This is a genomic window from Acidobacteriota bacterium, assembly GCA_012729555.1.
Taxonomy (GTDB): Bacteria; Acidobacteriota; UBA6911; order UBA6911; family UBA6911; genus UBA6911.
In genome coordinates, this window is record JAAYCX010000018.1 from 15,852 (window position 1) to 42,022 (window position 26,171).

Annotated in this window: 26 protein-coding genes; 20 read left to right on the plus strand and 6 right to left on the minus strand. The window is 67.0% G+C overall.

Annotated features, from left to right (window positions below):
• From hisC to GXY47_05085, 10 genes are read left to right on the plus strand one after another with little or no spacing between them, the layout of a single operon-like run.
• Positions 1–1,116 carry a histidinol-phosphate transaminase gene (gene hisC, locus GXY47_05040; protein ID NLV30504.1) on the plus strand — a complete coding sequence of 372 codons (1,116 nt, stop codon included), beginning with the start codon at positions 1–3 and terminating at the stop codon, positions 1,114–1,116.
• Positions 1,113–1,703 carry an imidazoleglycerol-phosphate dehydratase HisB gene (hisB, locus tag GXY47_05045; protein NLV30505.1) on the plus strand — a complete coding sequence of 197 codons (591 nt, stop codon included), beginning with the start codon at positions 1,113–1,115 and terminating at the stop codon, positions 1,701–1,703. Before hisC ends, hisB begins: the two co-directional genes overlap by 4 nt.
• Before the next feature lie 10 nt (positions 1,704–1,713).
• Complete coding sequence (gene hisH, locus GXY47_05050; GenBank protein NLV30506.1) at positions 1,714–2,322, plus strand: imidazole glycerol phosphate synthase subunit HisH; 609 nt, start codon at positions 1,714–1,716, stop codon at positions 2,320–2,322.
• Between the two features lie 15 nt (positions 2,323–2,337).
• On the plus strand, positions 2,338–3,069 hold the full coding sequence (hisA, locus tag GXY47_05055) for a 1-(5-phosphoribosyl)-5-[(5-phosphoribosylamino)methylideneamino]imidazole-4-carboxamide isomerase (GenBank protein ID NLV30507.1): 732 nt from the start codon (positions 2,338–2,340) through the stop codon (positions 3,067–3,069).
• 36 nt (positions 3,070–3,105) lie between these two features.
• Positions 3,106–3,885: an imidazole glycerol phosphate synthase subunit HisF gene (hisF, locus tag GXY47_05060; protein NLV30508.1), complete on the plus strand. Its 780-nt coding sequence runs from the start codon at positions 3,106–3,108 to the stop codon at positions 3,883–3,885.
• 29 nt (positions 3,886–3,914) lie between these two features.
• Positions 3,915–4,250, plus strand: coding sequence for a phosphoribosyl-AMP cyclohydrolase (gene hisI, locus GXY47_05065; GenBank protein ID NLV30509.1), 336 nt, complete (start codon positions 3,915–3,917; stop codon positions 4,248–4,250).
• 42 nt (positions 4,251–4,292) lie between these two features.
• Positions 4,293–5,549: a glucose-1-phosphate adenylyltransferase gene (locus GXY47_05070; protein ID NLV30510.1), complete on the plus strand. Its 1,257-nt coding sequence runs from the start codon at positions 4,293–4,295 to the stop codon at positions 5,547–5,549.
• A 26-nt stretch (positions 5,550–5,575) separates the two neighbouring features.
• Positions 5,576–7,120 carry a hypothetical protein gene (locus GXY47_05075; GenBank protein NLV30511.1) on the plus strand — a complete coding sequence of 515 codons (1,545 nt, stop codon included), beginning with the start codon at positions 5,576–5,578 and terminating at the stop codon, positions 7,118–7,120.
• A gap of 15 nt (positions 7,121–7,135) precedes the next feature.
• Positions 7,136–8,956 (plus strand): DNA helicase RecQ, encoded by a 1,821-nt coding sequence (gene recQ, locus GXY47_05080; GenBank protein NLV30512.1) that lies wholly within the window; start codon positions 7,136–7,138, stop codon positions 8,954–8,956.
• The gene (locus tag GXY47_05085; protein NLV30513.1) at positions 8,953–9,828 is read left to right on the plus strand and encodes a deoxyribonuclease IV; all 876 of its coding nucleotides are present in this window, start codon (positions 8,953–8,955) and stop codon (positions 9,826–9,828) included. Before recQ ends, GXY47_05085 begins: the two co-directional genes overlap by 4 nt.
• On the opposite strand, the gene GXY47_05090 is transcribed toward GXY47_05085, so the two are convergent.
• Positions 9,815–12,139 carry a UvrD-helicase domain-containing protein gene (locus GXY47_05090; protein ID NLV30514.1) on the minus strand — a complete coding sequence of 775 codons (2,325 nt, stop codon included), beginning with the start codon at positions 12,137–12,139 and terminating at the stop codon, positions 9,815–9,817. The two genes, GXY47_05085 and GXY47_05090, sit on opposite strands and share 14 nt — an antisense overlap.
• A 144-nt stretch (positions 12,140–12,283) precedes the next feature.
• Between GXY47_05090 and GXY47_05095 the strand changes: the two genes are divergently transcribed.
• The 10 genes from GXY47_05095 to GXY47_05140 all read left to right on the plus strand — a co-directional run bounded on the left by GXY47_05095 (position 12,284) and on the right by GXY47_05140 (position 19,193).
• The gene (locus tag GXY47_05095) at positions 12,284–14,404 is read left to right on the plus strand and encodes a CoA-binding protein (protein ID NLV30515.1); all 2,121 of its coding nucleotides are present in this window, start codon (positions 12,284–12,286) and stop codon (positions 14,402–14,404) included.
• Positions 14,405–14,491: 87 nt separating this feature from the next.
• Positions 14,492–14,845, plus strand: coding sequence for a type II toxin-antitoxin system RelE/ParE family toxin (locus GXY47_05100; protein ID NLV30516.1), 354 nt, complete (start codon positions 14,492–14,494; stop codon positions 14,843–14,845).
• Positions 14,842–15,144, plus strand: a complete 303-nt coding sequence (locus GXY47_05105) for an XRE family transcriptional regulator (protein ID NLV30517.1) — start codon at positions 14,842–14,844, stop codon at positions 15,142–15,144. The genes GXY47_05100 and GXY47_05105 overlap by 4 nt, the downstream gene beginning before the upstream one ends.
• A gap of 271 nt (positions 15,145–15,415) precedes the next feature.
• Positions 15,416–16,291: an epoxyqueuosine reductase gene (locus tag GXY47_05110; GenBank protein NLV30518.1), complete on the plus strand. Its 876-nt coding sequence runs from the start codon at positions 15,416–15,418 to the stop codon at positions 16,289–16,291.
• A gap of 204 nt (positions 16,292–16,495) precedes the next feature.
• Positions 16,496–17,050, plus strand: coding sequence for a nuclear transport factor 2 family protein (locus GXY47_05115; protein NLV30519.1), 555 nt, complete (start codon positions 16,496–16,498; stop codon positions 17,048–17,050).
• 189 nt (positions 17,051–17,239) lie between these two features.
• Positions 17,240–17,473, plus strand: a complete 234-nt coding sequence (locus GXY47_05120) for an addiction module protein (protein NLV30520.1) — start codon at positions 17,240–17,242, stop codon at positions 17,471–17,473.
• Entirely contained in the window at positions 17,470–17,775 is a 306-nt protein-coding gene (locus tag GXY47_05125; protein ID NLV30521.1) for a type II toxin-antitoxin system RelE/ParE family toxin, read from the plus strand. Before GXY47_05120 ends, GXY47_05125 begins: the two co-directional genes overlap by 4 nt.
• 102 nt (positions 17,776–17,877) lie before the next feature.
• Positions 17,878–18,435 carry a hypothetical protein gene (locus GXY47_05130; GenBank protein NLV30522.1) on the plus strand — a complete coding sequence of 186 codons (558 nt, stop codon included), beginning with the start codon at positions 17,878–17,880 and terminating at the stop codon, positions 18,433–18,435.
• Between the two features lie 106 nt (positions 18,436–18,541).
• Positions 18,542–18,826: a type II toxin-antitoxin system Phd/YefM family antitoxin gene (locus GXY47_05135; protein NLV30523.1), complete on the plus strand. Its 285-nt coding sequence runs from the start codon at positions 18,542–18,544 to the stop codon at positions 18,824–18,826.
• Between the two features lie 25 nt (positions 18,827–18,851).
• Entirely contained in the window at positions 18,852–19,193 is a 342-nt protein-coding gene (locus tag GXY47_05140; protein ID NLV30524.1) for a type II toxin-antitoxin system RelE/ParE family toxin, read from the plus strand.
• 33 nt (positions 19,194–19,226) lie between these two features.
• Here GXY47_05140 and GXY47_05145 read toward each other — a convergent pair whose 3' ends face one another.
• The 5 genes from GXY47_05145 to GXY47_05165 all read right to left on the minus strand — a co-directional run bounded on the left by GXY47_05145 (position 19,227) and on the right by GXY47_05165 (position 26,118).
• On the minus strand, positions 19,227–20,450 hold the full coding sequence (locus GXY47_05145) for a cofactor-independent phosphoglycerate mutase (GenBank protein ID NLV30525.1): 1,224 nt from the start codon (positions 20,448–20,450) through the stop codon (positions 19,227–19,229).
• Entirely contained in the window at positions 20,447–21,799 is a 1,353-nt protein-coding gene (thrC, locus tag GXY47_05150; protein ID NLV30526.1) for a threonine synthase, read from the minus strand. Before thrC ends, GXY47_05145 begins: the two co-directional genes overlap by 4 nt.
• Before the next feature lie 107 nt (positions 21,800–21,906).
• Entirely contained in the window at positions 21,907–23,718 is a 1,812-nt protein-coding gene (locus GXY47_05155; GenBank protein NLV30527.1) for a sulfatase-like hydrolase/transferase, read from the minus strand.
• Complete coding sequence (locus GXY47_05160; protein ID NLV30528.1) at positions 23,711–24,901, minus strand: FtsX-like permease family protein; 1,191 nt, start codon at positions 24,899–24,901, stop codon at positions 23,711–23,713. Before GXY47_05160 ends, GXY47_05155 begins: the two co-directional genes overlap by 8 nt.
• Positions 24,901–26,118, minus strand: coding sequence for an HlyD family efflux transporter periplasmic adaptor subunit (locus tag GXY47_05165; protein NLV30529.1), 1,218 nt, complete (start codon positions 26,116–26,118; stop codon positions 24,901–24,903). Before GXY47_05165 ends, GXY47_05160 begins: the two co-directional genes overlap by 1 nt.
• Positions 26,119–26,171 lie beyond the last annotated feature (53 nt).

Here is a 26,171-nt window from a genome sequence, read left to right on the forward strand (position 1 = left end):
GTGAAGAAGACGTCCCCCCTCCGCGGAGTCAAGCCCCGGGTGTTGAAGGTGCCGGCCTATACGCTCCACGCGTACGAGGCGGAGGTCAAGCTCAACCAGAACGAGAACCCCTTCGATTTCCCGGAGGATCTCAAGGAGGAGGCGTTCCGTCGCTTCCGCGCGCGGCAGTGGTCGCGCTACCCCGATTTCATCCCCGACCGGCTGCACGCGAAGCTGGCGGAGTTCGTCGGCTGGCCCAAGGAGGGGATCCTGGCCGGCAACGGTTCCAACGAGCTGCTCCAGGCGACGCTGATGGTGCTGGTAGGGGCGCGCACGCCCGTGGCCATCCCGCTCCCCACCTTCACCGTCTACCGGCTGATCGCCGCCATCCTGGGGGCGCGCGTGGTCGACATCCCCCTCGGCGCCGACATGAGCTACGACGTCGACGCCCTCATCTCCCGGTCGCGGGACGCGGGCGCCCGGGTGCTGGTCGTCAACAATCCCAACAACCCCACCGGGTGCGCGATCGGGGAAGGGGAGATCCGCCGCATCCTGGACGCATTCGAGGGCTTCGTGCTCCTCGACGAGGCCTACTACGAGTTTTGCGGCCACACCGGGTTCGGACTGCTCGAGCGCTACCCGCGCCTCGTCATCACGCGGACCTTTTCCAAGGCGATGGGGATGGCGGGGCTGCGGCTCGGCTACCTGCTGGCGCACCCGGACCTCGTCGCCCAGATTTCCAAGGCGAAGCTTCCCTACAACATCAACCAGTTCAGCCTCACGGCGGCCGAGGTCGCGCTCGAGAACATCGACCGCTTCCGGCCGGCGATCGAGACGATGCTGTCCGAAAAGGAGCGCCTGGACCGCGGGCTCCGGGAGATCCCGGGGGTCCGGGTGTACCCGTCGCAATCCAATTTCTTCCTGATCGAGGTCCCGGTCCCCCCGCGGGAGATCTTCGACGACCTCTACCGCCGGGGGGTCCTCGTGCGGGACGTGAGCTCGTATCCCACGCTCGGGCGCTGTCTGCGCGTCAGCGTGGGCACGCCGGAAGAGAACACTCAACTGCTGGCGGCGTTGCGCGCCGGCCTGGAATCGCTCGCGCCGGCCCGCGCCGGGCGCGAGGCGGGGGCCCTATGAACAGACGATGTGCGACGATCCACCGGACCACGAAGGAAACCGACATCAGGTTGACGCTCGACCTGGACGGCGGCGGCAACGGCGACGTGAGCACGGGGGTGCAGTTTTTCGACCACATGCTCACCCTCTTCGCCAGGCACGGGATTTTCGACCTCGACATCGCCTGCCGGGGGGACCTGGGGGTCGACGCGCACCACTCGGTCGAGGATATCGGCATCTGCCTGGGGATGGCGATCGACGAGGCCCTGGGGGACAAGAGCGGCCTGGTCCGCTTCGCCCACGCCTATTTCCCCATGGACGAGGCGCTGGCCCGGGTGGTCGCCGACCTTTCGGGGCGGCCGTACCTCCATTACGACGTCGAGGTGCAGCAGGAACGGGTCGGGGAACTCGACTCGGAGCTCGTGGAGGAATTCTGGCGCGCGGTGTCGGTGCACGGCCGGCTGAACCTCCACCTCGAACTGCTTCACGGCCGCAACGCGCACCACATTTTCGAGGCGGTGTTCAAGGCGGCGGCGCGCGCCCTCTCGCTGGCGACGCGCACCGACCCGCGGATCGAGGGAGTGCCGTCGACCAAGGGGGTGCTCTAGCTTGGCCGCCATGGCGGAAACCCTCATCGTCGACTACGGCATGGGCAACCTGCGCAGCGTGGAGAAGGCGCTCTCGGCCGTGGGGGGCCGGCCGCGGGTGTCGGCCGACCCCGACGCCGTCCGCCGGGCCGGCCGCCTCATCCTCCCGGGGGTCGGGGCCTTCGGGGACGCCATGGCGAACCTCGGGCGCACCGGCATGGATGAAGCCCTGCGGGAGGCCGCGCGGGCCGGGGTCCCGCTCCTCGGCCTCTGCCTCGGGCTGCAGCTGCTGTTCGCGCACAGCGAGGAGTTCGGCAGCCACCGCGGGCTCGGCCTGATACCGGGCAAGGTGCTGGGTTTCCGCGCCCCGGGCCTGCGGGTGCCCCACATCGGGTGGAACCAGGTCGAGGACCTCCGGCCCGACCCCCTCTTCCGGGGGATCGCCGAGGGGAGCTATTTCTATTTCGTCCACTCCCTCTACGTGGAGCCCGACCGCGGGGAACACGTGTTGGCGCGGACGACGTACGGGCACGCGTTCTGTTCGGTCGCGGGCCGCGACAACGTCCGGGGGGCGCAGTTCCATCCGGAGAAGAGCCAGGACAACGGGAAGCGGCTCCTGGAGAATTTTCTTGCGATATAGAAGGGCGGGGGACCTATGCTGGAACTGATACCGGCCGTGGACATGAAGGGGGGGAAATGCGTCCGGCTCCAGGAAGGGGTCGCCTCGCGGGTGACGGAGTACGGCGACGACCCCGTGGCGATGGCTCTCCACTGGGAGGCGGAAGGGGCGACGCGGCTCCACCTGGTGGACCTGGACGGCGCCTTCTCCGGGCGCTCGGCGCACCTGGACGTCGCGCGCTCCATCTTCCGCTCCCTGAAGATCCCGGTCGAGTTCGGGGGCGGGCTGCGGACGCTCGATCAGATCGAAGCCGTCCTCGACCTGGGCGCCGACCGCGCCATCCTGGGGACGGTGGCGGTGGAGGACCCCGCCGTCGTGCGGGAAGCGGTGCGGCGCCACCCGGGCGCCATAGTGGCGGGCATCGATGCGCGGCGGGGAAAGGTGGCCCTGCGCGGCTGGGTGGACCAGACCCCGGTGGAAGCCGTGGACCTGGCCCTCGGGATGAAGGGGCTCGGGATCGAGCGCATCGTCTACACCGACGTGGCGCGCGACGGGATGCTCACGGGGGTCAACTACGAGGAAACCGAGAGGGTCGCCCGGGAGTCGGGGCTCAGGGTCATCGCCAGCGGCGGCGTCGCCTCCGAGGAGGATATCCGGGAACTATGGTCGCGGCGCGGGGCCGGGATCGAGGGCGTCATCCTGGGCCGGGCGCTCTACGACGGCAAGATCGATTTCAGGAGTCTACGGGCCCGGATGCTGTCGTGGTAGGGGCGGGCCGGGGAAGACGCGGAAGGTTTTAGGCGCATGCTTGCGAAAAGAATCATTCCCTGCCTCGACGTGAGGGAGGGCCGGGTCGTCAAGGGGACCCATTTCGTCAACCTGGTCGACGCCGGGGACCCGGTGGAAGCGGCCGCGCGCTACGACGCCGAGGGGGCGGACGAACTGGTGTTTCTCGACATCACGGCCTCCTCCGACCGGCGGGAAATAGTGACCCGGATGGTCAGGGCGGTCGCCGACCGGGTCTTCATCCCCTTCACCGTCGGCGGGGGGCTGCGCACCCTGGAGGACATCCAGGCCATCCTGCGCGCCGGCGCCGACAAGGTGTCGCTCAACACCTCGGCCATCGACAACCCCGGGCTGATCACCGAGGCGGCTCGCTATTTCGGGTCCCAGTGCATCGTCGTGGCGGTCGACGCGCGCCGGGCCTCTCCGTGGGACGAGGATCGGCCGCGGTGGGAGGTCACGACCCACGGCGGGAGAGTCCGCCGGCCGCTCGAAGCGGTCGCCTGGGCTGCGGAAGCGGCCAAAAGGGGCGCCGGGGAAATCCTCCTGACGTCGATGGACCGTGACGGAACCCGGTCCGGGTACGACAACGCGCTCAACCGCCGGGTGGCGGAGCGGGTGGGGGTTCCCGTCATCGCCTCCGGGGGATGCGGCGCGCTCGAGCACCTGGCCGACGCCTTCACCGAGGGGCGCGCCAGCGCGGTGCTGGCGGCCTCCATCTTTCATTTTGGCAACCACACGATCGCCGAGGCCAGGAGGTACCTGCGCGCGCGCGGCATCCCGATGCGCCCGGCGGAATAGTGTGGACTTCACCGGACAAGAGAGAGAATATGAAAAGCATCGAAGATCTTAAATGGGGCGCGGCCGGGCTTATCCCCGCCGTCGTCCAGGACGCCGACTCGGGCGAGGTGCTCACGGTGGCCTACGTGAGCCGCGAGAGCCTGCGGAAGACGCTCGAACTGGGGGAAACGGTTTTTTTCAGCCGGAGCCGCCAATGCCTCTGGCACAAGGGGGAGACCTCGGGGAACACGCAGAAGGTCGTCAGCGTCACGGCCGATTGCGACCTGGATGCCCTGGTCATCCGGGTGCGCCCGAAGGGGCCCGCGTGCCATACGGGGGCGCGCTCCTGTTTTTACGAGGCGGTGGAGGGTTTCGCGGCCGGGTAGATGGAGCCCGCGGGCGCGGGCCGGAACCGTCGGAGAGCGGGTATGAAAGACGTCATAGGAGTGATTCTGGGCGGCGGACAGGGGCAACGCCTGTATCCCCTGACCAAGGAGCGGAGCAAACCGGCCGTGCCCCTGGGGGGGAAATACCGTCTCATCGACATCCCGATCAGCAACTGCCTGAACTCCCAGATCAACCGGGTGTTCGTGCTGACGCAGTACAACTCGGCCTCCCTCAACAAGCACATCGTCCAGACCTACAAGTTCGACATGTTCAACGGCGGCTTCGTAGACATCCTGGCCGCCGAACAGACGCCGGAAAGCTCCAGCTGGTTCCAGGGGACGGCCGACGCCGTCCGCAAGAGCCTCAAGCACCTGATTCCTTTCGGGGACGCGAAGTACGTCATCGTCCTGTCCGGGGACCAGCTCTACCAGATGGACCTGCGCCGGGTCATCAACTGCCATCTCGAGAGCGGGGCCGCCATCACCGTGGCCGCGATCCCGGTCTCCGCCGCGGAAGCCCCGGACCTGGGCATCATGAAGACCGGCCCCGGGGGGGAGGTGCTCGGCTTCAGCGAGAAACCGAAACCGGAGGCGCTGGCGGACCTGCGGTCGGATGACCGTCCCGACGGCAGGAACTACCTGGCCAGCATGGGCATCTACGTGTTCGAGAAAAACTTCCTGGTGGACCTGCTTTCCAGCACGACGGCGGCCGATTTCGGCAAGGAGGTGATCCCCCAGGCCATCGGGGTCCATCGCGTCTCGGCCTGTCCCTTCGACGGGTACTGGGAGGACGTCGGGACCATCCGGGCCTTCTACGAGGCCAACCTCGCCCTGGCCGATGTCGCCCCCCGGTTCAATTTCTACGACGTGACGCGTCCCATCTACACCCACCCGCGCAACCTGCCCGGGTCGAAGCTCAACAACTGTAACGTGCACCAGTCCATCATCTCGAGCGGCTGCATCCTGACGGGCGCCGACATCAAGCACTCCATCATCGGGGTGCGCAGCCGCATCGGCATCGGGACCACGATCAAGCATTCCATCGTCATGGGCGCCGACCACTACGAGACCGCGGAGCAGCTGCAGGAGAACCTGGAAAAGAAGCAGCCGCACATCGGCATCGGGAACCATTGCACGATCATCAACGCCATCATAGACAAGAACGTACGGATCGGCGACAACGTCTCCATCATCAACGCCCACAACCTTCAGGAAAAGGACGACGAGAACTACTGCATCCGGGACGGGATCATCGTTGTGCCGAAGGGGGCCTGGATTCGGGGCGGAACGGTCATCTGAGGCCCTCTCCGCCCATAGTGGGATCGATGTCCCCAAAGACCATCAGGATCCTCGGTCTCGTCCTGCTCCTGGGCGCCCTCTTGAGGGTCCCCTATCTTTTCCATACCCTCCAGGACATGGACGAGGGCTGTTACGCCGGCGCCGCCGCGGTGCTGATGGACGGGGGGCTGCCGTATCGCGACGCCGTGGAAAACAAGCCGCCGGGGATTTTCTACCTCTACCGGGCCGTGTTCGAGCTCTTCGGCAGATACAACATGGGGGCGGTCCATGCCCTGACCTTCGCCTGGACCCTCCTTACCGCCGCCGTGCTGGCCCTGGCCGCCCGCCGGCTGGGCGGGCGGCTCGAGGCGGTGTGCACGTTCCTCTTCTATCTCGTCTTCACCGCCTCGCTCTACCCCAAGATGATCGCGGCCAACAGCGAGATCTTCATGGCCCTCCCTTGCGCCCTCGGCGCTCTCGCGCTCCTCGACGCCTTTGCGCGCAACAGCCGGGCGCTCTATTTCGCCGCGGGGCTGGCCTTCGGGTTCGCCCCCCTGTTCAAGCAGGTGGGCGCCGTCGGGGCCGCCGCGGTCTTCGCTTTCCTCCTCATCCTCCCGCTTTCCAGGCGCGGGATGCGGGTGGGGCGTACGGCCGCCCCCCTCCTCTTATTCGCGGCCGGGTTCGTCCTGCCGGCCGCAGCCGTCGCCTTCCTCTTCCACCGGGCGGGGATCCTGGGGGACTGGCTGTTCTGGAACGTGACCTACCCGGTCCGCTACGTCGGCTCGGGAAATGCGGCGCTCCCCTTTTTCCCCCAGCTCCTCGGCGAGTTTCTTCCCTTTGTCCTGGCGACCGTCCTCCTCTGGGCGCTCGCGGCGCTCTGGGTGCGCCACGAGGCCGGGCGGTGGCGCTCCGGGGGAGGGTTTTCCCTCTTCATCCTGCTCTGGCTGGCGTCGAGTACGGGGGCGACCTTCATCGGCAGCCGGATGTTCGGCCACTACTTCATCCAGATCCTCCCCCCCCTCTGCCTCGCGGCGGGGCTCTCGGCGGGACGCCTCCTGTCGGCGGGGGACCCGTTGCGGAGGCGCGCCTGGAAGGGCGCCGTGATCGCGCTGACCCTGGTTCCGGGCGTCATCTTCGCGCTGATGGGCATCGCCTTCGAGGCCTCCACCAACAGCTGGTGGCGGCCCGAGCCCGATTTCCGCCCGGCCACCGACTACATCCGGCGCCACACGGCCCCCGGGGACACGATCTTCGTCTGGGGGTGGTTCACCCCCGTCTATGTCTACGCGGAGCGGACGCCGGCCACGCGCTTCATGAACACCCACCTCCTCACGGGATACCGGGAGGGGAACGATCCGGACGAGCGGGACCGCGCCGACATCGCCTGGCACGCCGTCCCCGAAGCGTGGCCGATGCTGGAGGCGGACCTCCGGCGCAACCGCCCGGTACTCGTCGTGGACACCTCCCCCGGCGACTACCACGATTTCGGCCGCTACCCGATCCGGGACTACGCGCCCCTGGCCCGCTACCTGGACGACGCCTGCCGCCTTGAAAAACGGGTCGCCGGCATGGATATTTATCGCTGCCGATGAGGCCCCGGAGCCGCCATGACGGATGAAATCGCGAAGGTGTTGAAGCGGTACTGGGGGTACGACGGGTTCCGCCCGCTGCAGCGCGAGGCGATGGAGTGCGTCGTTCGGGGAAGGGACTCGATCGTGGTGCTCCCGACCGGCGGGGGGAAGAGCCTCTGTTACCAGGCGCCCGCCCTCCTCCTTCCCGGGCTGACTCTGGTGGTCTCCCCCCTGATCTCCCTGATGAAGGACCAGATCGACGCCCTGGCCGGGTGCGGCATCCCCTCCGGGCGGCTCGACAGCACCCTGTCGGCGGGGGAAAAGGACCGGGTGTCCCGGGAGCTGGGCGCGGGGGGGCTCCGGCTCCTCTACGTGTCGCCCGAACGGCTGCTCTCCCCCGGTTTCCTCGATTTTCTCAAGGGCCTGGGGGTGTCCTCCATCGCCATCGACGAGGCCCACTGCGTCAGCATGTGGGGGCACGATTTCCGTCCCGAATACCGCCGGCTCGGCATTCTGCGCATGGCCTTTCCCGGCGTCCCCATCGGCGCCTACACGGCCACGGCCACCGAACAGGTGCGCGGCGACATCGCCGCTCAACTGGGGCTCGGCAAGCCGGAGGTCCTGGTCGGCAGCTTCGACCGCCCCAACCTGGTCTACCGCGTGCGGCGGCGCACCGAGGGGGTGCGGCAGGTGCGCGACGTCATCGACCGGCACGCCGGGGAATCGGGCATCGTCTACTGCCTCCGCCGCTCCGACGTCGACCGGCTGACCGAAACCCTCCGGCGGCAGGGGTATCGCGCGGCCGCCTATCACGCCGGCATGTCGGACGAGGAGCGGCACCGGAGCCAGAACGCGTTCATCCGGGAGGAGGCCGACATCATCGTCGCCACCGTCGCCTTCGGCATGGGGATCGACAAATCGAACGTCCGCTACGTGGTCCACGCCGCCATGCCCAGGTCGCTCGAACACTACCAGCAGGAGAGCGGCCGCGCCGGGCGCGACGGGCTCGAGGCCGAGTGCGTCCTCCTCCACTCGGGCGCCGACTACGTCACCTGGAAGCGCATCATCCTGGAATCGGAACCGCAGACCGTGGAGAACGGACTCGGGAAGCTGGGGCAGATGTCGCGCTACTGCCGGGGGGTCTCCTGCCGCCACCGGGCGATCCTCGCTTATTTCGGCCAGCCGCCGGGGATGGAGCCGTGCGGCGCCTGCGACATCTGCCTGGGGGAGGTGGAGGGGGTCGCCGACCCGGTCGTCGTGGCGCAGAAGATCCTCTCCAGTGTGCTGCGGCAGGGGGAGCGCTTCGGGGCCGATTACACGGCCGGCGTCCTCTGCGGCTCCAGGGAGGAGAGGATCGTGGCCAACGGCCACGACCGGATCTCCACGTACGGGATCCTGAAGGCGGAGACCCGGCCGGCGGTGCGGGACTGGATCGAGCAGCTGGTGGAGCAGGAATACCTCGCGCGGGTGGGCGATTACGGGGTGCTGAAGCTCACCGCGCCGGGGCGCCGGGCGCTCGCGGGGGAGGAACGCCCGCTCCTGCTCGCGGCGCCCGCGGCGCGGCGGGCGCCGAAGGCGGCGGTGGAAAAGGACTCCTGGGACGGCGTGGACCGGGCGCTGTTCGAGCGGCTGCGGGCCTTGCGCAGGACGCTGGCGGCCGAGGCCGGGGTCCCCGCCTACATCGTCTTCGGCGACGCGACGCTGCGCGACCTGGCCCGGAAGAAACCGGCGACCCCCGAAGAGCTGCTCGAGGTCACCGGGATCGGCGCGAAGAAACTCGAGCTGTACGGCGCGAGGGTGCTCGCCGAGGTCCGGGCGCACGACCCTCTCCAGACGGGGCCGGGGGTGGGGCGATGAGACCGCCGCTCATCGGGGCGCACATGTCGATCGCCGGGGGGATCCACAAGGCCTTCGAGCGCGGGGAGAGTGTCGGCTGCCGGACCCTTCAGATCTTTCTCAAAAACAGCAACCGGTGGGACGCCCGCCCCCTTTCCGCGGAGGAACGGGAGCTTTTCGCCACGGCCCGGGCCCGGACCGGCATCGACCCGGTGGTGGCCCACGACAGCTACCTGGTCAACCTCGCCTCCCCCGACCGGGCGCTCCGCGAAAAATCGGTCCGCGCCTTCATGGAAGAGATGGGGCGGGCCAATTTCCTGGGGGTCCCCTTCCTGGTGCTGCACCCCGGAGCCCACATGGGGACGGGGGAGCGGGAAGGATGCGCGCGCGTGGCCGAAGCGCTCGACCGGGCGCTCGGGGAGGTCGGGGGTCCCGTCGTCCCGCTCCTGGAAAATACCGCCGGGCAGGGAAGCACCCTCGGGCGCAGCTTCGGGGAGCTGGCCTCCATCCTCGAGCGGGTCGGGGAGCGCGAGCGGGTGGGCGTCTGCTTCGACACCGCCCACGCCTTCGCCGCGGGCTACGACCTGCGGACGAAAAAGGGCTACGACGCGGTGATGCGGGAGTTCGACCGCCTGGTCGGAATCGGCCGGATCCGGGTGTTTCACGTCAACGACAGCAAAAAGGAGCTGGGGAGCCGGGTGGACCGCCATGCCGACATAGGGAAGGGGTTCCTGGGCCTCGAGCCCTTTCGTTTTCTCCTGAACGACCGCCGCTTCCTCGCGGTCCCCAAGATCCTGGAAACGCCCAAGGGGCCCGATCTTGCCGAGGACCGGCGGAACCTCGCGACCCTAGAGTCCCTCTGCCGGAGGAAAAAGCCCCCTACAGGACCTTGAGTTTCGCGAACTTCTCCACCAGCGACTTGCGGCCCACGCGGCTGAAGGTGATCACCAGCTTGAAGTCGTTCCCCATCCGTTCGCGGCGGAGGATGATGCCGTCGCCGAACTGCTCGTGGCGCACCCGCATCCCGCTCTGCAGCCCGGCGGCGCTCCTGGATCCTTCGGCGGGCGCGGGGGGCGCCCCTCCCGATTTCTTCTGGCCCGCCAGGTACTCCTTCAGTTCGGCGATCGATTTCGGCTGCGGGAGCGGTTCGGGGCGGCTGGAGGGAACCGCTTTGCGGAACGGCTCGGGCTGTTTGCGCGCGAACGCGGTGCGGAAACCGGCCGGCTGCTCCCTGAAGCGTCCCCGGGGGGCCGGAGTCTGATCGTAGGCGTCCTCTTCGAGGTCTTCGAGCCCCTCCACCAGCTCCGCCGGCATCTCCTTCAGGAAACGGGACGGCTGGGCGGGAAAGCCCACCTCCGGCCCGTAGGTTTTGCGGAAGGGGGTCCAGGTGACGAATAGTTTGCGCCGGGCGCGCGTGATCCCGACGTAGCACAGCCGCCGCTCCTCCTCGAGCTCCGAGTCCGACCCGCTCGACTGGGAGTGGGGGAAGAGCCCCTCCTCCATCCCCGCCAGGAACACCACGTCGAACTCGAGCCCCTTGGCGCTGTGGAGGGTCATGAGGGCCACGCGGGCGTTGGGGTTGAGGTGGTCGAGTTCCGAGGAGAGGGAGGCGCGGTCGAGGAATTCGGCGATGGTCTCCCCCCGCTCCTCCGACTCGGCGGCCGCGGCGATCAGTTCGTCGATGTTGCCGGTCCGGTTTTCGGCCTCGAGCGCCGTCTCCTGCCGCTCCAGCATCTGCCGGTACCCGGTGTCGGCGAGGATGGCCTCCAGCATCCCGGCCAGCGTGCTCGACGCCTGCATCCCCGCCCACTTGTCGACCAGCGCCAGGAAGCGCTCGAGCGCCCGCGCCGCCCGGGACGGGAACTGCGGGTCCCGCACCTTCTCCCGCAGCGCCTCGAGCACCGGGATCCCCCGCTCGAGGGCGAAGGCGGTCAGGGTGTCGACCGTGGTCGCGCCGATCCCCCGCGGCGGGGTGTTGAGCACGCGCAGGAGCGCGATGTCGTCCACGGGATTGAAGACGATGCGCAGGTAGGCCAGCAGGTCCCGGATCTCCATCCGGCTGAAGAAGGCGATGCTGCCGACGACGGCGTAGGGGATCCCCTCCTCGGTCAGGACGTCCTCGAAGTTGCGCGAGAGGAAATTGGCGCGGTAGAGGACGGCCAGGCGCCAGTCGGGGTTTTCCCGCAGGATCTGCTTGATGTGCCCCGTGATCAGCCGGGCCTCCTCGCGCGGCGACTCGGCCGAGCGGCAGCTGATCAGGTCGCCGCCGTCGTTTTCGGTCCAGAGCGTCTTCCCCTTCCGCTCCCGGTTGTTCCCCACCACGGTCCCGGCGGCCCGGAGGATGTTGCCGGTCGAACGGTAGTTCTGCTCCAGCTTGATCACCCGGGCACCCGGGAAATCCTTCTCGAATTTCAGGATGTTCTGGATGTCGGCGCCGCGGAATTTGTAGATCGACTGGTCCTCGTCCCCCACCACGAAGAGGTTCCGGTGTGCCGTCGTCAGCAGGCGGAGCAGGTCGTACTGCGGGCGGTTGGTGTCCTGGTACTCGTCGACGAGGATGTAGCGGTACCAGTCGCTGTAGAACTTTCCCAGCTCGGGGTTCTGCTCCAGCACCGCCACCGATTTCAGGAGCAGGTCGTCGAAGTCGAGCGAGTTGGTGCTCCTGAGCCGCGTGTTGTACTTGTCGTAGATGTACTCCAGGTCCTCGGCCTTGTCGGACGGGAAGCGGGCGGCGAAGCGCTCCGGCGGCACGCCGTGGCTCTTGGCGTAACTGATCCGGCTGATGATTTCCCGCGGGGAGAGTTCCAGATCGGGTTTCTGCATTTCCTCGAGCGTCTGCCTGATCAGCCGCTTCTGGTCGTCGGTGTCGTAGATGGAAAAGTCCCTCTTGTACCCGAGGTGGTGGATCTCCCGCCTGAGCAGGCGCACGCAGAAGGAGTGGAAGGTCGAAATCAGCGGTTCCGCGCTCCGCTCGCTCCCCAGGAGCTTCTGCACCCGCTCCCGCATCTCCTTGGCCGCCTTGTTGGTAAAGGTAACCGCGAGAATGTTTTCCGGCCGCACGGCCCCGTTCTGCACCAGGTACGCGATCCGGTAGGCGATGACGCGCGTCTTCCCGCTCCCCGCCCCCGCCAGCACCAGCGCCGGGCCCTGCCCGTGCTCCACCGCGAGCCTCTGCTCCCGGTTCAGCCCTCCCAGAATATCCATGGCGCAATGCTATCAAGCCGCCGCGGAATAGACAAACCCGGCGGCGGATGTTTTTGGATTTTTCGCCGCCCGCCCCTTTGCTATAGTGGTCCCGGCCCCGTTCTCCGCGGGAAGACGCACGATCCTTGCATCCGAGGGTTACCCATGCTGATCAAAGCCGAGAAGCTGAAAGCGATTTTCGCCCCCCGCTCCGTCGCCGTCATCGGCGCCACCGCCCGGCCCCAGAGCCTCGGGCGCGCCGTTTTCGCCAACCTCCTCTACGCCGGCTACGGCGGCTGCGCCTACCCCGTCAACCCCGGGGTGAAGAGCGTCCTGGGGGTGCGGGCGTACGGCTCGATCCTCGAAGTCCCCGACGACGTCGACCTGGCCGTCATCGTCGTCCCCGCCGCCGCCGTCTGCGACACGCTCGAGGAGGCGGGGCGCAAGGGTTGCCGGGGCTCCATCGTGATCAGCGCCGGCTTCAAGGAGATCGGCGGGGAAGGAGGGGCGCTGGAGCGCCGTCTCCAGGAGGTCGCGCGCCGGCACGGCATCGCCGTCGTGGGGCCCAACTGCTTCGGCGTGATCAACACCGACCCCGCCGTCTCCCTCAACGCCACCTTCTCCCGCAGCTTCCCGGCGGCGGGGAGGATCGCCTTCGTCTCCCAGAGCGGTGCCCTGGGCGTCGCCGCCCTGGAGCACGCGGCCCAGGAGAAGATCGGCTTTTCGAAGTTCATCTCGATCGGCAACAAGGCCGATATCAACGAAAACCATGTCCTGGCCGCCCTCGCGGACGACGAGGCCACCGACGTCATCCTCCTCTACCTGGAGGACCTGGAGGACCCGAAGGAGTTCATCGACCTGGCCCGGCGGGTTTCGGAGAAGAAGCCGATCCTGGCGGTGAAATCGGGGCGGACCAAGGAGGGGGCCAAGGCCGCCGCCTCCCACACCGGGGCGCTGGCGGGGTCGGACGAGACCTACGACCTCCTCTTCACCCAGTGCGGCGTGCTCCGGGTGGAGACGCTCGAGGAGCTGTTCCGCCTGGGGATGGCCTTCACCCACCGGCCGCTCCCGCGGGGGAAGCGGCTGGCCATCGTGACCAACGCCGGGGGCCCGGGGATCATGGCCACCGACGCCGCCGTCCGCCACGGCCTGGAGCTGGCCCGGCTCAACCCGGCGACGGAGGCGCGGATGCGGCCGCACATGTCGCCGGCGGCGAGCCTCGGCAACCCCGTGGACCTGGTGGGGGACGCCGACGAGGCCCGCTACCGGGAGGCGCTCGCCGCGGTGCTCGACGACGACGGGGTCGACGAGGTGATCGTCATCGTCGTCCCCCAGATGAACACCGATCTCGGCGCGATGTCGCGCGTGGTCGCCGGCGCGGCGCGGGAGACCGACAAGCCCCTTTTCGCGGTCTACATGGCCACGGGCGACATCGAGCGTCCGCTCCGGCTCCTGGACGAGGCGGGTGTCCTGCACTACCGCTTCCCGGAGGACGCCGCGCGCGCCCTGGGCGCCATGGCCCATTACGTCCGCTGGCGCAAGCGCCCGCACGCGGGCCTGCGCCTGTTCGACGACGTGCGGCCCGACGTCGTCCGGGAAATCCTCGCCGGGGCCGCGCGCGAGCGGCGAAGTTTTCTGCCGGAGCCGGAGGCGCACGCGGTGCTGGGCGCCTACGGACTCCCCGTTTCCCGCTCCCGCTTCGTCCGGGACGGCGCGGAGGCGGCCGCGGCCGCCCGGGAGATCGGCTTCCCGGTGGTGCTGAAGATCGTCTCCCCCGACATCGTCCACAAGGTGGACGTGGGGGGGGTGCGGCTCGACCTGAATTCGGAGGAGGAGGTGCGGGGCGCGTACGCGGAACTGACCGCGCAGGTCGCGGCGGCGCAGCCCGAGGCGCGGATCTGGGGCGTGTTCGTGCAGGAAATGGTCGGCCGGGGGAAGGAGACGATCCTGGGGATGAAGCGGGACCCCCACTTTGGGCCCCTCCTGATGTTCGGCCTCGGCGGGATCTACGTCGAGGTCTTCCGCGACGTGATCTTCCGCCTGGCCCCCATCCGCGAACTCGACGCCCGCACCATGATCCGGGGGATCCGGGGGGCGAAGCTCCTCAAGGGCTTCCGAGGCGAGCCGGCGTCGGACATGGACGCCATCGCCGACGCGCTGCTGCGCCTGTCGCAGCTGGTCACCGATTTCGCCGAGATCGAGGAGATGGACATCAACCCGCTCATCGTCCTCCCCGAGGGGAACGGCGCCCGGGTGGTCGACGCGCGCATCCTGATCCGGAAATAGCCGCCCGGGTAGCAAGGCGCGTCCTGCTTGATGACCGGTTGACAAAATGTACCTTATAAGGTACATTTGTGATACGGGTGTTTGCCAATGCCCCGGTTCTCGAGAAAAATCGTTCCGGCAGCCTTCTTTCGCACGGAAACGGGAAGTGAGCCTGTCCGCGATTGGCTGAAGGAACTGCTCCCGGAGGACCGGCGCATTATCGGCGCCGATGTCCGGACTGTTGAATTTGGCTGGCCCGTGGGCATGCCGGTGTGTCGGCCGATGGGACAAGGGTTGTTCGAGGTTCGCAGCACGATTACGGGGAACCGGATCGCGCGCATCCTGTTCTGTTTTCACGAGGGGACTATGCTCCTGCTCCACGGCTTTGTGAAAAAGAAGGGCAAGATTCCAGCCGCCGATCTGGCAATCGCCCTGAAACGCAGGAAGGAGGTAGAAAAATGAAGCGGCGAACGATCGGGACGTCCTTCGACGATTTTTTAAGAGAGAAAGGGATCTACGAAGAGGTGACGGGTCATGCCATAAAGCGTGTCATCGCCTGGCAGCTGTCCGAGGCCATGAAGGCCCAGAAGATATCCAAAGCGGAAATGGCCCGCCGGCTGCAAACCAGCCGCACCCAGATCGCGCGTTTCCTCGATCCCGAAAACAGCAGCGTTCAGCTCGACACCATGCAGAGGGCGGCGGCCATCGTGGGCAAACGCCTGGTGATCACGCTTGAGGATTTCCCTCGTCCGGCGGCATGAATCACCTGCCGATCAGAACAGGCGATCCCGGGGCGTCCCGTCGAGCAAAATAGGTGTTGGAAATCGATTGAATGCCTCATAACCCCGGACGAAAACGGCAGCGGATCCCTCCCTCCCCGGGAACCTTCATGAATGGGCGGATTTGAGGACGGCTGGCTTTTCCGCCCCCGGCGCGCGATAATGGAGCCTGCGAAAGGAGCCTGGTATGAAGACCAAGCTGGATAGAAGGGAATTTCTGAAAGCCTCCACCCTGGCCGGCGTGGCCGGGAAGATGAGTTTCGACCTCTTCGCCGCGCCGGGGGGCGATCAGGATCCCGCCGCCTGGATCCGGTCTCTCATCGTCGAGCGGGTCGCGAATTCCCCGGCCAACTCCATCCGGAACGCGGAAAACGAAAAGGCGTGGGACGAGCCGCTGGTCGGTTTCGCGCGGGGGGACGACCCGATCTTCGAGTCCTTCAAGGAGCATGTGGGGCCCTTTCACCTCACCCCGCTCGAGATTTTCGGCAGGGAGTTCCCGGACGTCGCCGTGAAACCCGGCGAACTGGCCGTCATTTCCTGGGTGCTCCCCCACACGGAAGCGATCAAAGCGGACCTTCGCCGGCAGAAGACCGACCCTTCGCAGAAATGGATCCGGGCCCGGATCTACGGCGAGGAGTTCAACGAGGGGCTGCGGCGGTTCGTGGCCGAAACCCTCACGGAAGCGGGCCACCCCGCCGTCGTTCCCGTGCTTACCAAGAGCTACAAGATGGAGCAATCGCAGCGGTACGGCATCGCTTCGACCTGGTCCGAGCGGCACGCCGCCTACGCCGGCGGCCTGGGGACCTTCGGGTTGTGCGACGGCCTGATCACCGCGAAGGGGAAGGCCATGCGCTGCGGTTCGGTGGTGGCCCGGATCGAGGTCCCGGCGACGCCCCGTCCCTACAAGGACCATCACGCCTACTGCCTGTTCTACGCCACGGGAGGGTGCGGGGTGTGCGCGACCCGGTGCCCGGCCGGCGCCGTCACCAAGGCGGGCCACGACAAGATGGCGTGCCTCAAGCAGTGCAACGCGACCTCGGAGTACGCCGCCAAGCACTACGGCCTGGATGGATATGGCTGCGGCTTCTGCCAGACCGGCGTCCCCTGCGAATCGAGAATCCCGGTGTAGCCCAATCCCCGGAATCGCGTCGATCGGCAGTCGCCGCCCATGACTGCGCAATAGAGTATTACGAGCAAAAAACGATATTTAGGGCCCCGATCTTCGGCTAGAATGCTCCCATAGGCAAGAGTGTGAACCTGGCACCGTTGCGGTTGTCGACGCAGGCAGGAATTTGCTCCCTTTAATCACATGTTCATGCAAGGAGAATAAGAAATGAGAAAGATCGGGTTTCTGGGTATCCTGGCCCTCCTGGGGCTCGTGGCCGGCTGCGGCCCGGCGCCTCAGGCCACGCCGCCGGAGTTGACCACGCTGGTGGAGCGCACGGCCATCGAGGACATGTTCATCGATTACTACGCGCAGTTCAGGCCCGACAGCGGGCACGATTTCGCTTCCTTCTTCACGGCCGACGGCAGGCTCGAGGTCAACGGCATGGTGGCCAGCGGCATCGAGGAGATCAAGGCGATGTACGCCGGGATAGAAGGCGGCGGCGGGGAAAAGCCGAAAGCGGCCGCCGCCATACCGGAGGGGGTGTCGGAGATGATGCTGACGAACATGAAGATCGATGTCGACGGGGACAAGGCCGTCGCCACCTTCCTCTGGCACAGCATCAAGGCGGAACTGGTGACCACCGAGGGGAAGATCACGGAGTACGGGCGTGAAAGGTCCGAGCTGGTCAAGCAGGACGGGAAGTGGCTCCTCAAGAACCGTGTTGTTCTCACCGAGGGGGGCATGCCCGAGTCGCTGCTGGAATACTACCCGAAAAAGTAAGACGGAAAGGATCGGCCCCCGGCATCGGACAGCCGCTTCGGCGCATGTCCGATGCCGGAAGCCGCCGGCCCTCTATTATTTTCAATGAATACTGCTGCCGGATTTGTCTTGCAGTGAAAATGAAATAGCCGCCAATTTTTCTTTGTCTGCCGGAATGGTATTCTGAATGGATATTCATGGAGAAGCCATATGTCTGATAAGAGCAGCAGGATTCTGGCGGAGGCTCTTGACTTGCCGCCAATGGAGCGCGCCCTCCTTGTCGAGGAAATCCTGGCGAGTTTTGATTTTCCTGATCGGCGGGATGTCGATGCGGCATGGGCTGCCGAAACAGAAGACCGTATTGACGCTTACGAAAGAGGAGATCTCTCAGCCTCATCGGTGCAAGAGGTTTTTGACCGTCTGAATCGTGAGCCGCGGAAATGAAGGTGCAGATCCTCTCAACGGCGGAGAGCGAACTCCGTCAAGCAGTTGACTTTTATAACGATCAGCGTGAAGGGCTCGGATTTGAATTTGCTTCTGAGGTGAAGCAGACGATAGGTAGAATCGTTCATTTCCCTGGAGCCTGGACGCCTCTATCCATCCGTACCCGCCGATGTCGCACAAGGCGATACCCGTACGGAGTCGTTTATCAGATTCGCGATGACTGCATTCTGGTTGTTGCCATAATGCATTTCCGGCGTCATCCCGATGCCTGGAAGTCAAGGCTGGCGCAACAAGATCGGTGATCAGCGATAGCGGGATCCTTGACTGCTTAAGTTGCTCCTTGAAATGAAGGGCTCCCGGGCAGTCGATGCGCGCAGGTTAGGTTGTCGATAAAGGAGCTGCCCATGATAACAAGACGAAAGGTCATGAAAGCGATCGCTTCGGGCGGGGCCGCGGCGGCCGCTTCCGGGGCGCTGGCCGCCCCGGGCGCCGATTCGGGGGTGCTCCTCGGGAGCGTGTCGCGGGAGACGTCCGACGGGAAGACGCGCTACGGGAAATGCCTGGTCCCCCTCCCGGTCCGGAAGATGGGGGAGATGTCGATGTTCGCCGCCGGCGCCGACCTCCTCAACGGCTTCCCCTGCAACATCATCTACGCGTTCGGGCTCGAGGCGGGCCCGCTGGGGCTCTCGCGGGAGCCGCACGTCCACGACCACGACGAGGTCGTCTACTTCATCGGCTCCGACCCGCGCGACATCGGGGACCTGGGCGCGGAGGTCAACTTCAAGATCGGGGAGAAGGGGAGGGAGGAGGACCACGTCTTTTCGGTGCCCACCGCCGTCGTCATTCCCAGGGGGGTGTGGCATTGCCCGATGGAGACCCTGAAATTCCGCAAGCCGTTTTTGTGCATGGCGGTCTCCCTCACCGGCAAGTACGAATACCACTATTCGGAGCCGAAACCTTAAACCGGGTGAACGGACTTGAATGCGAGGTGAAGTCAGTGCCCACCTCCTGTCATTATCTTGCTTAACCGGTCTGAATAGGGTACGTTATTAAGACCGTGAGGGAAAGATGAACATAATCGACGACATCAAACCCGTGACCTACCTGAAATCCCGGGCAGCAGACCTTCTCGATCAGATCAATGAAACGCAGCGTCCCGTGATCATCACGCAAAACGGGGAGCCCCGTGCCGTGCTGCAGGATCCCAAAAGCTATGAGAGCATGCGCAACGCCATCGGGATCCTGAAGCTTATGGCCGAAGGAGAGTCCGATATCAGGGATGGAAAGGTCAGATCCCAGGACGAAGTCTTTGCCTCAATTGAAGATTCGGTAAAAAAAATGCTTAGCCGGTGATCCGGTGGCGGAAAAATCGGGAAAGATGGCCCGCAAATACTCTGTTCAGTGGACGGCATCGGCGCAGGAAGACCTGAAGCGGGTGGTGGATTACCTGGCGCAGGAAAATCCCTCCCTGGCGCTGCGAATACTGGAGAGAATCAAAGGGAAGGCGGCCGATCTTTATGCCTTTCCCGATCGCGGAAGGGTTGTGCCCGAATTGAAGTTGCATGGTAGCTCTCTCTATCGCGAGATCATCGTGCTGCCCTGGCGAATTATTTATAGAATAGCCGATTCCACGGTGTATGTTACGGCGGTTCTCGATTCCCGCCGCAATATCGAGGATGTGCTGCTGGAAAGGCTCATCAGGCGGCGGTTGGGCGGATGAGCGGGTGCATCATCCCGGCTGGATCCGCGCAGTCTAGGATTTCCCCGCCGAGAAGAAGGTCTCGATGAAGCGCGCCCCCTTCATCAGGCCGAGGGCGCCCGATCGGACGCTCTCCTCGTCGAAGCATACGACGGGGTCGGGCGCGAGGCGCGGCGCGCGGATGGCGACCGGCACCGGCTCGCGGGTGTGGTTGCCGGTGGCGATGGGGGTCGGGTGGTCGGGCAGGACCGCCACGGTGCTCTCCCACCCCCGCCGCTCGAGCCCTTCCAGGACCGGTCCGATCAGGCGCCGGTCGAGGTCCTCGATGCAGCGGATCTTGAGCTCGAGGTCGCGCTCGTGCCCCGCCTCGTCGGCGGCCTCGACGTGGATGTAGACGAAGTCGACCTCCTCGAGCGCCTCGAGTGCGGCCCGGGCCTTCCCCTCGTAATTGGTGTCGTAGAGGCCCGTGGCCCCCTCCACCGCGATCGGCGTCATCCCCGCGTAGATGGCGAGCCCCTTGATGAGGTCGACGGCCGTGATCGCGGCGCCGCGCACGCTGAAGCGCTCCTCGATGGTCGGCATGATCGGCTTTTTGCCCGGGGCCCAGGGCCAGAGGGCGTTGGCCGGCTGCTTCCCCTCCGCCCGGCGCCCCCGGTTGACCGGGTGGTCGGCGAGGAATTTTTTCGATTCCTCGACCAGGCGGTTCAGGAGCGCGGCCGTTTCCTCCCCCGCGGGCGTCATCGGCCGGACCGCCAGCTCCCGGTAGGGGACTCCCACGTGGTCGTGGGGGGGGAAGCACTCCAGCCGGAACTCGCCGCCCGGGACCACCAGGAGGTGGCGGTAGCTGAGGCCGGGATGGAGGCGCAGGGGCCAGTCGGCAAAGTGGGCGTCGAGGTCGCGGATCAGCCGGTGGGCGTCTTTGCTCGGGATGTGGCCGGCGGAGTGGCTGCGGATCTTTTCATCCTCGATGCAGATCAGGTTCACCCGCAGCGCCAGGTCGTCATCGGCGAGCTCGACGCCGAGGCTGGCGGCTTCGAGCACCCCCCGCCCCTCGGTCCCCTCGAAGAGGGCGCGGGCGTCGTAGCCGAGCACGGCGAGGTTGGCGATGGCCGACCCGGTCAGCATCCCGGGGGCGATCGTCTCCACGAGCCCGGTGCGCCCCTCCCGCGCGATCCGGTCCATCGCCGGCGTGCGGGCGGCCATCAGCGGGGTCTTCCCCCCGAGTTCCGGGACGGCGTAGTCGGCCATGCCGTCGCCGAGAAAGATGACGTATTTCATGGGCGGTAGGTGTCCAGGATCAGCCGGTGAAAGGCCCCGTAATCGGCCGGCATGGTGAGGAAGCGTTCGTCCTTCTGTTCCAGTTCGGCCAGGCTCGGGGGCGCCTCGGGCGTGAAGCCGAGCAGGCGCTCGATCTCTTCCGGAAACTTGGCCGGGTGCGCCGTCTCGACACAGACGGCGACGGCGGAGGAGGGGTGCGCGCCGAGGTAGCGCTCCAGCCCGAGCCAGCCGACCGCGCCGTGCGGCTCGAGCAGCAGGCGGCGCTCCTGCCAGGCGCGCCGGATCGTCTCGCGCGTCTCCTCGTCACTGACGCTCGAGGCCCAGAGCAGCTCCCTCATCCCCTCCATGTCCGGCATCCGGCGGACCGTCCCCGTCTCGTCCAGCCAGCCCCCGAAGAGGGAGAAGACTCGGGCGAAGTTGCTCGGGTGCCCCACGTTCATGGCGTTGGAGATGCAGTGGCGCGACGGGACGATTTTTTCGTACCTGCCGGTCTCCATGAAGCGCGGCACCTCGTCGTTCCGGTTGGTGGCGACGATGATCCTCTCGACCGGCACCCCCATGCGCGCGGCCAGCAGCGCCCCCATCATGTTGCCGAAGTTGCCCGAGGGGACGGAGAAGAGGATCGGGCCTTCGGGGGCGAGGCGGACGGCGGCGTAGACGTAGTAGACGATCTGCGGCAGCAGCCGCCCGATATTGATCGAATTGGCCGAGGTCAGCTGCACCCCGGCGAGGGTCGGGTCGGTGAACGCCTGCTTGACCAGCGCCTGGCAGTCGTCGAACTTCCCCTCGACCCCCACGGCGGTGATGTTCTCCCCGAGGGTCGTCATCTGCTTCCGCTGGCGCGGGCTGACCTCGGCGGGGGGAAAGAGCACCATGACCTCGATCTTCGGGATCCGGTAGAAGGCGTGGGCGACCGCGCTCCCGGTGTCCCCGCTCGTGGCGGTCAGGATCACCAGCCGCCCCGGCGTGTCCCGGCGCAGCCGGCCGAACATCTGCCCCATCATCCGCCCGGCGAAGTCCTTGAAGGAGGCGGTCGGGCCCCGGTCGAGGCGCAGGACATGGCGGCGGTCGTCCACCCGCTCGATCGGGACGTCGAAGTCGTAGGCCTCGCGGCACATGACCTCGAGCGTTTCCGGCGGGAAGGTGCGGGACGCGAACTTGGCCAGGACGGCGGCGGCGATTTCGGGGTAGGAGCGGTCGCGGAGCGAGCGGAGTTCCCCGGGGGCGAAGCGCGGAATGGCGACCGGCAGGTAGAGGCCCTTGTCGGGCGCCTGCCCCTGCATCAGGGCCTGGGCCAGGCCGACCTTCGGCGTCTGCCCGTTGGTGCTTGCATACAGCATTGGATCCATTCCGGTCTCCCACACGATCGCCAGAGTTGACCCGGCCATTATACCCTAGTCGAATCCGGGCCGAAACAGGCAGAGCGCGCTCAAAATCGGCGGGGAAGGGGTTATGGCTATGGGAGGGCGAAAAAGGAACGGATCAGCGGGAGGTATTCCTCGAGATCGCCTCCCGCGGGGGATCTCTCCCCGGGGTCCCGGGCGAGGTCGTAGACGGCGACATCCCGCCCGAGCACGTCGAAGAGGACCTTTTCCGGGTAGCGCACGAGCGAGATGTAGCCCCCGCCGTAGGGCTGGATCGAGAGCTTGGCCTTCGCGGGTTTTGCCCGGGCCCCATCCACGAGCAGCCAGGGGGCGAACGACTCCCCCAGCAGCCCCGCGTGCTCCATCCCCAGCAGGTCGAGCATGGTCGGCAGCAGGTCCATCTGGCTGAAGCGCTCCGGGACCTCGGCGCCGGCGGCGAAGCGGCCGTCCCCGCCCGGGGGGACGAAGAGGAGCGAGATCAGGAAGTTTTCCTCCCAGGCCCCGCGCTCGTTGTAGATGTTGTTTTCGTGGGCCGGGATCGGCCAGGAGTGGTCGCTGACGGCCACGAGCGACCCGCGCGCGCCGAAGCGCTCGCGGAAGAGGTCGTAGCAGAGCCCGAAATAGGCGTCCTGCACGAAGGTGGTGTTCGACAGCCTCTCCTCGAATGTTTCCGGTTCCGGGTAGGGGATTCGGTCCAGGAGCGCTTCGTCGAGCACTTCGAAGGGGGTGTGGTTGGTGGCTCCGGTGTCGAGGAAGACGAAGACCTTCTCCCCCGCGCAGTGCGTGTCGAGGTGCTCGAAGACGCGGCGGTAGAAGATGTCCTCGCGGTAACCCCAGTCGAACCTGGTGTCCCCCGGCCGCATGATCTCGTCGGACAGCACCTCGTCGAAGCCGGTCGAGCGGGCGAACCGGACGATGCGGGGGTTGTGGCTCCCGCCGAAGAAGTAGAGGGTGCGGTAGCCGAGCGAGCGGAACACCTCCGGCAGGCAGGTCAGTTTCCCGATCTCCTCCGGCGCGTACTCGTCCACCAGCGCCCCGGCCGCGCCCGGCGGGACCCCGCAGAGGACGCATTCGTAGCCGCGCAGGCTCTGGACCGCGTTGCCGTACGTCCGGGGGAAGAGGACGCCGTCGCGCGCCGCCCGCATCAGCTCGGGCGTGACCCGGGACCCGGTCAGGAGGCCGCTCAAGCTCTCCTGCTTGACGACGAAGACCGCGTCCCCCAGCGCGCCGGGGGAGAAGCGGGCGCCGGGTCGGGGCGTCTCGGACCGGAGGCGCTCGATATGGCGGCCGTAGAGCGCGGCGTATTCGTCGCGCAGGCTCCGGTCGCTGAGGAAACTGGAATAGACGAACCCGGAAGCGGAGCCCCGGACCGAATCGATCGTCATCGCCTGGCTGAGGGCGGAGAGGGCGATGACCCCCCCGAGCCCCAGGGCCAGGGAGCGCGGGGCGTGCTCGAGCCGGCGCACCAGCGGCGCGTAGGCGTGCTTCTGGAAGAGGGCGAAGAGGGCGATGAGGAGGAGGACCACCGGGAACCAGGGGGCGAAGAGCTTCCAGAGCGCCGGGAGGGTGTCGGCGAGGTTGTACCACATGAAGTAAAAATCGAAATCGACCTTCCGTACCGACTTGTAGACGGCCAGGAAGAGGATGAAGTGAAAGTAGACGGCCCCGAGCGTGCGCACCGCGACGCGGACCGCGCGGCGGCGCCAGAGCCGCGGGATGGAGGCGAAGAGGAGGTAGACCGCGACCGGCGCCAGGACGACGCAGAGGATGTTGAGGAAAAGGACCAGGGTGCTCGCCTGGAAGAAGGGGAGGTCGGTGACGTAGGTGTCCAGTTCCAGGCCGCAGTAGCTCCCGAAGAGGGCGAGGTAGAGGCCGAAAAAGCCCCAGGCGAGCTTTTTATTCATAGCGCAGCGCTTCCACCGGGTTCATGCGCGAGGCCCGCAGCGCGGGGAGCATGCCGAAGGTCAGGCCCACCAGCAGCGTGACGGCGAAACCGAAGACGACGGCCAGGGCGGGGATCTGGATCCGGATGTCGGGGGCGAAAAAGCGGACGGAAAAGGGGGCGGCCACCCCGAGGAGGATCCCCACCAGGCCCCCGCCGCTGCTGAGGATCAGGGCCTCGACCAGGAACTCGGTCAGCAGTACCTTGCGGTGGGCGCCGATCGCCTTCTTGATCCCGATCTCGCGCGTGCGCTCGGTCACGGTGATGAGCATGATGTTCATGATGCTGATGCCGCTCGCGACCAGCGAGATGGCCGCGATCACCAGGAGGACCAGGGTCAGGCCGAGGCTGATCTTCCCCGCGGCCTCCAGGATGCTGGCGAGGTTGATGACGCTGTAGAAATCCTGGTCGCGGTGCCGGGCGATCAGCAGCCGCTCGATCTCCTCCGTGACTTCGGGGACCACCCCCATGTTTTCGGCGGAGACGTAGATGCTGTCGATCGTGTCGTCCGGCTTGAAATAGCGGACGACGGGGAGCGGCATGACGGCGCTGTATTCGCTCACCTCCGTCTGCCCGAAGGTGTTGGCCCTTTCGCCGAAGATGCCGACGACGGCGAAGCGGATGCCGTGCAGGGTGATCGAGCCGTCGTAGAAGGGGTCGCGCGCCAGGCGCCGGTGGAACGGTTCGGTGATCACGCACACCTTGCTCCGCAGCCGCATGTCGTCGTCGTCGATGAAGGTCCCCTCGAGCAGGCGCAGGTTGCGCACCTCGCGATACTCGGGCGTCGTCCCGATCAGGGTGACACGGCGCGACACCCCGTCGAGCGTCAGGGTGGGGAAACTGGTGACGAGGGGGGCCACGCTCCCGACCCCGGGGACCTCGCTGCGGATCGCCTCGACGTCCCCCGGGTTGAGGCGGTCGGCGGTGGGGGCCGACTCGTTGTTGATGGAGATCAGGTTCGTCCCCACTCCCTGGATCTGCTCCAGGGTGTAGGCCCGGCCGCTGATCCCGGCGATGACGACCAGCACGAGCGAGGCGGTGCCCACGACCATGCTGAGGGACGTCAGCACCGCGCGCCCCCAGTTGCGCAGGAGCGCCTGGCTCGCGGTGCGGAGGATCTCGAAGACAGGCAGCGCGGACTTCATCAGGATGCCGGCCGGCCGGGATTCAGGTCGAGCGGATTGGTCACCACGACCTCCCCCTCCCGGACCCCCTCCAGAATTTCAATTTCCTCGGCGGTGACGAGGCCCGGGAGGACCGTGCGCACGACCGCCTTCGGCCCCTCCAGGACCAGGACCGCGCGCTTCCCGTCCAGGCTGAAGACGGCGCTGCGGGGGACGGTGAGCGCGCCCGGCTTCCGTTCGGTGGTGATCTCGACCTTCACGTTGAGGTTGGGGATCAGTTCCTTCGGCTCCCCCTCGATGGAGCAGAGGACGTAGCCGACCGTGCGGTTGTCGAGGTCCACCACCTGTTCGGCCGGTTTTTCGACCGCTCCGTTCCAGTGCCGGCCCGCCAGCCCGTCCCACTCGATCCGCGCCGGCTGTCCCTCGGCGATCCTGCCGAGGTCGGGCTCGTCCACGTAGGCCCGGAGCCGCACCCGGCCCGGCTGGTTGATCCGGGCCAGGAGCTGGCCCCTGGCGACATGGGCGCCCGGCTTGACCTCGAGGGCGAAAAGCACTCCCTCCCTCGGCGCCCGCACCGACTCCATCCCGATCTGCCGCTCCAGGTATTCGACCTGCCGGGCCAGTTCCTGCACCTTCGCCCGCTCCCACTCCTTCTCCTGGGCCGAATAACGATGGGCCAGGTCCCGCCTCTGCCGCTCGAGTCCCTCGATCCGCAGCCTGAGCCGGTCCCTCTCCCTGGCAAGCGCCTCCACCGAGGCCCGCGTCACGGCCCCCCTGGCCAGCAGGCCCTCCTCCACGGCGAGATCCTTTTGGGTGCGCTCGAGGGCGAGGGCGGCTTCCGCGATCGAGGCCTCGACGACCGTGATCTCCTCCGCCGGCGGCCCGGTTTCGACCCGCTCGGCCTGCCGCCTCGCCTCCAGCAGCGCGGTCCGGGCGTCGGCGAGGGCCGTGCGGGTCTCGGCCGATTCCAGCTCGACCAGCGTCTGCCCGCGGGCGATCCGCGCCCCTTCCGTCACGGGGATCCCGGCCACCACCCCGTCGACGGGGGCATAGACTTCGCTGCGGTCCACCGGTTCGATGATGCCGTTGGTGTTGACCACCAGCCGGAGATCGTGGCGCGCCGCGCGGGCGGTCTGGTACTGCGGGGCGTCCGAGTTCCGGTCGAGGAGCAGCATCGCGACGACGGCGCCGACGAGGACCACGACGGCGGCCGGGATGAGGATTTTACGCATCGGCATTCCGCTCCAGGGCAAAACTCAAAGGTTACCGCATTCCGCGGCGTTTGTGAAAC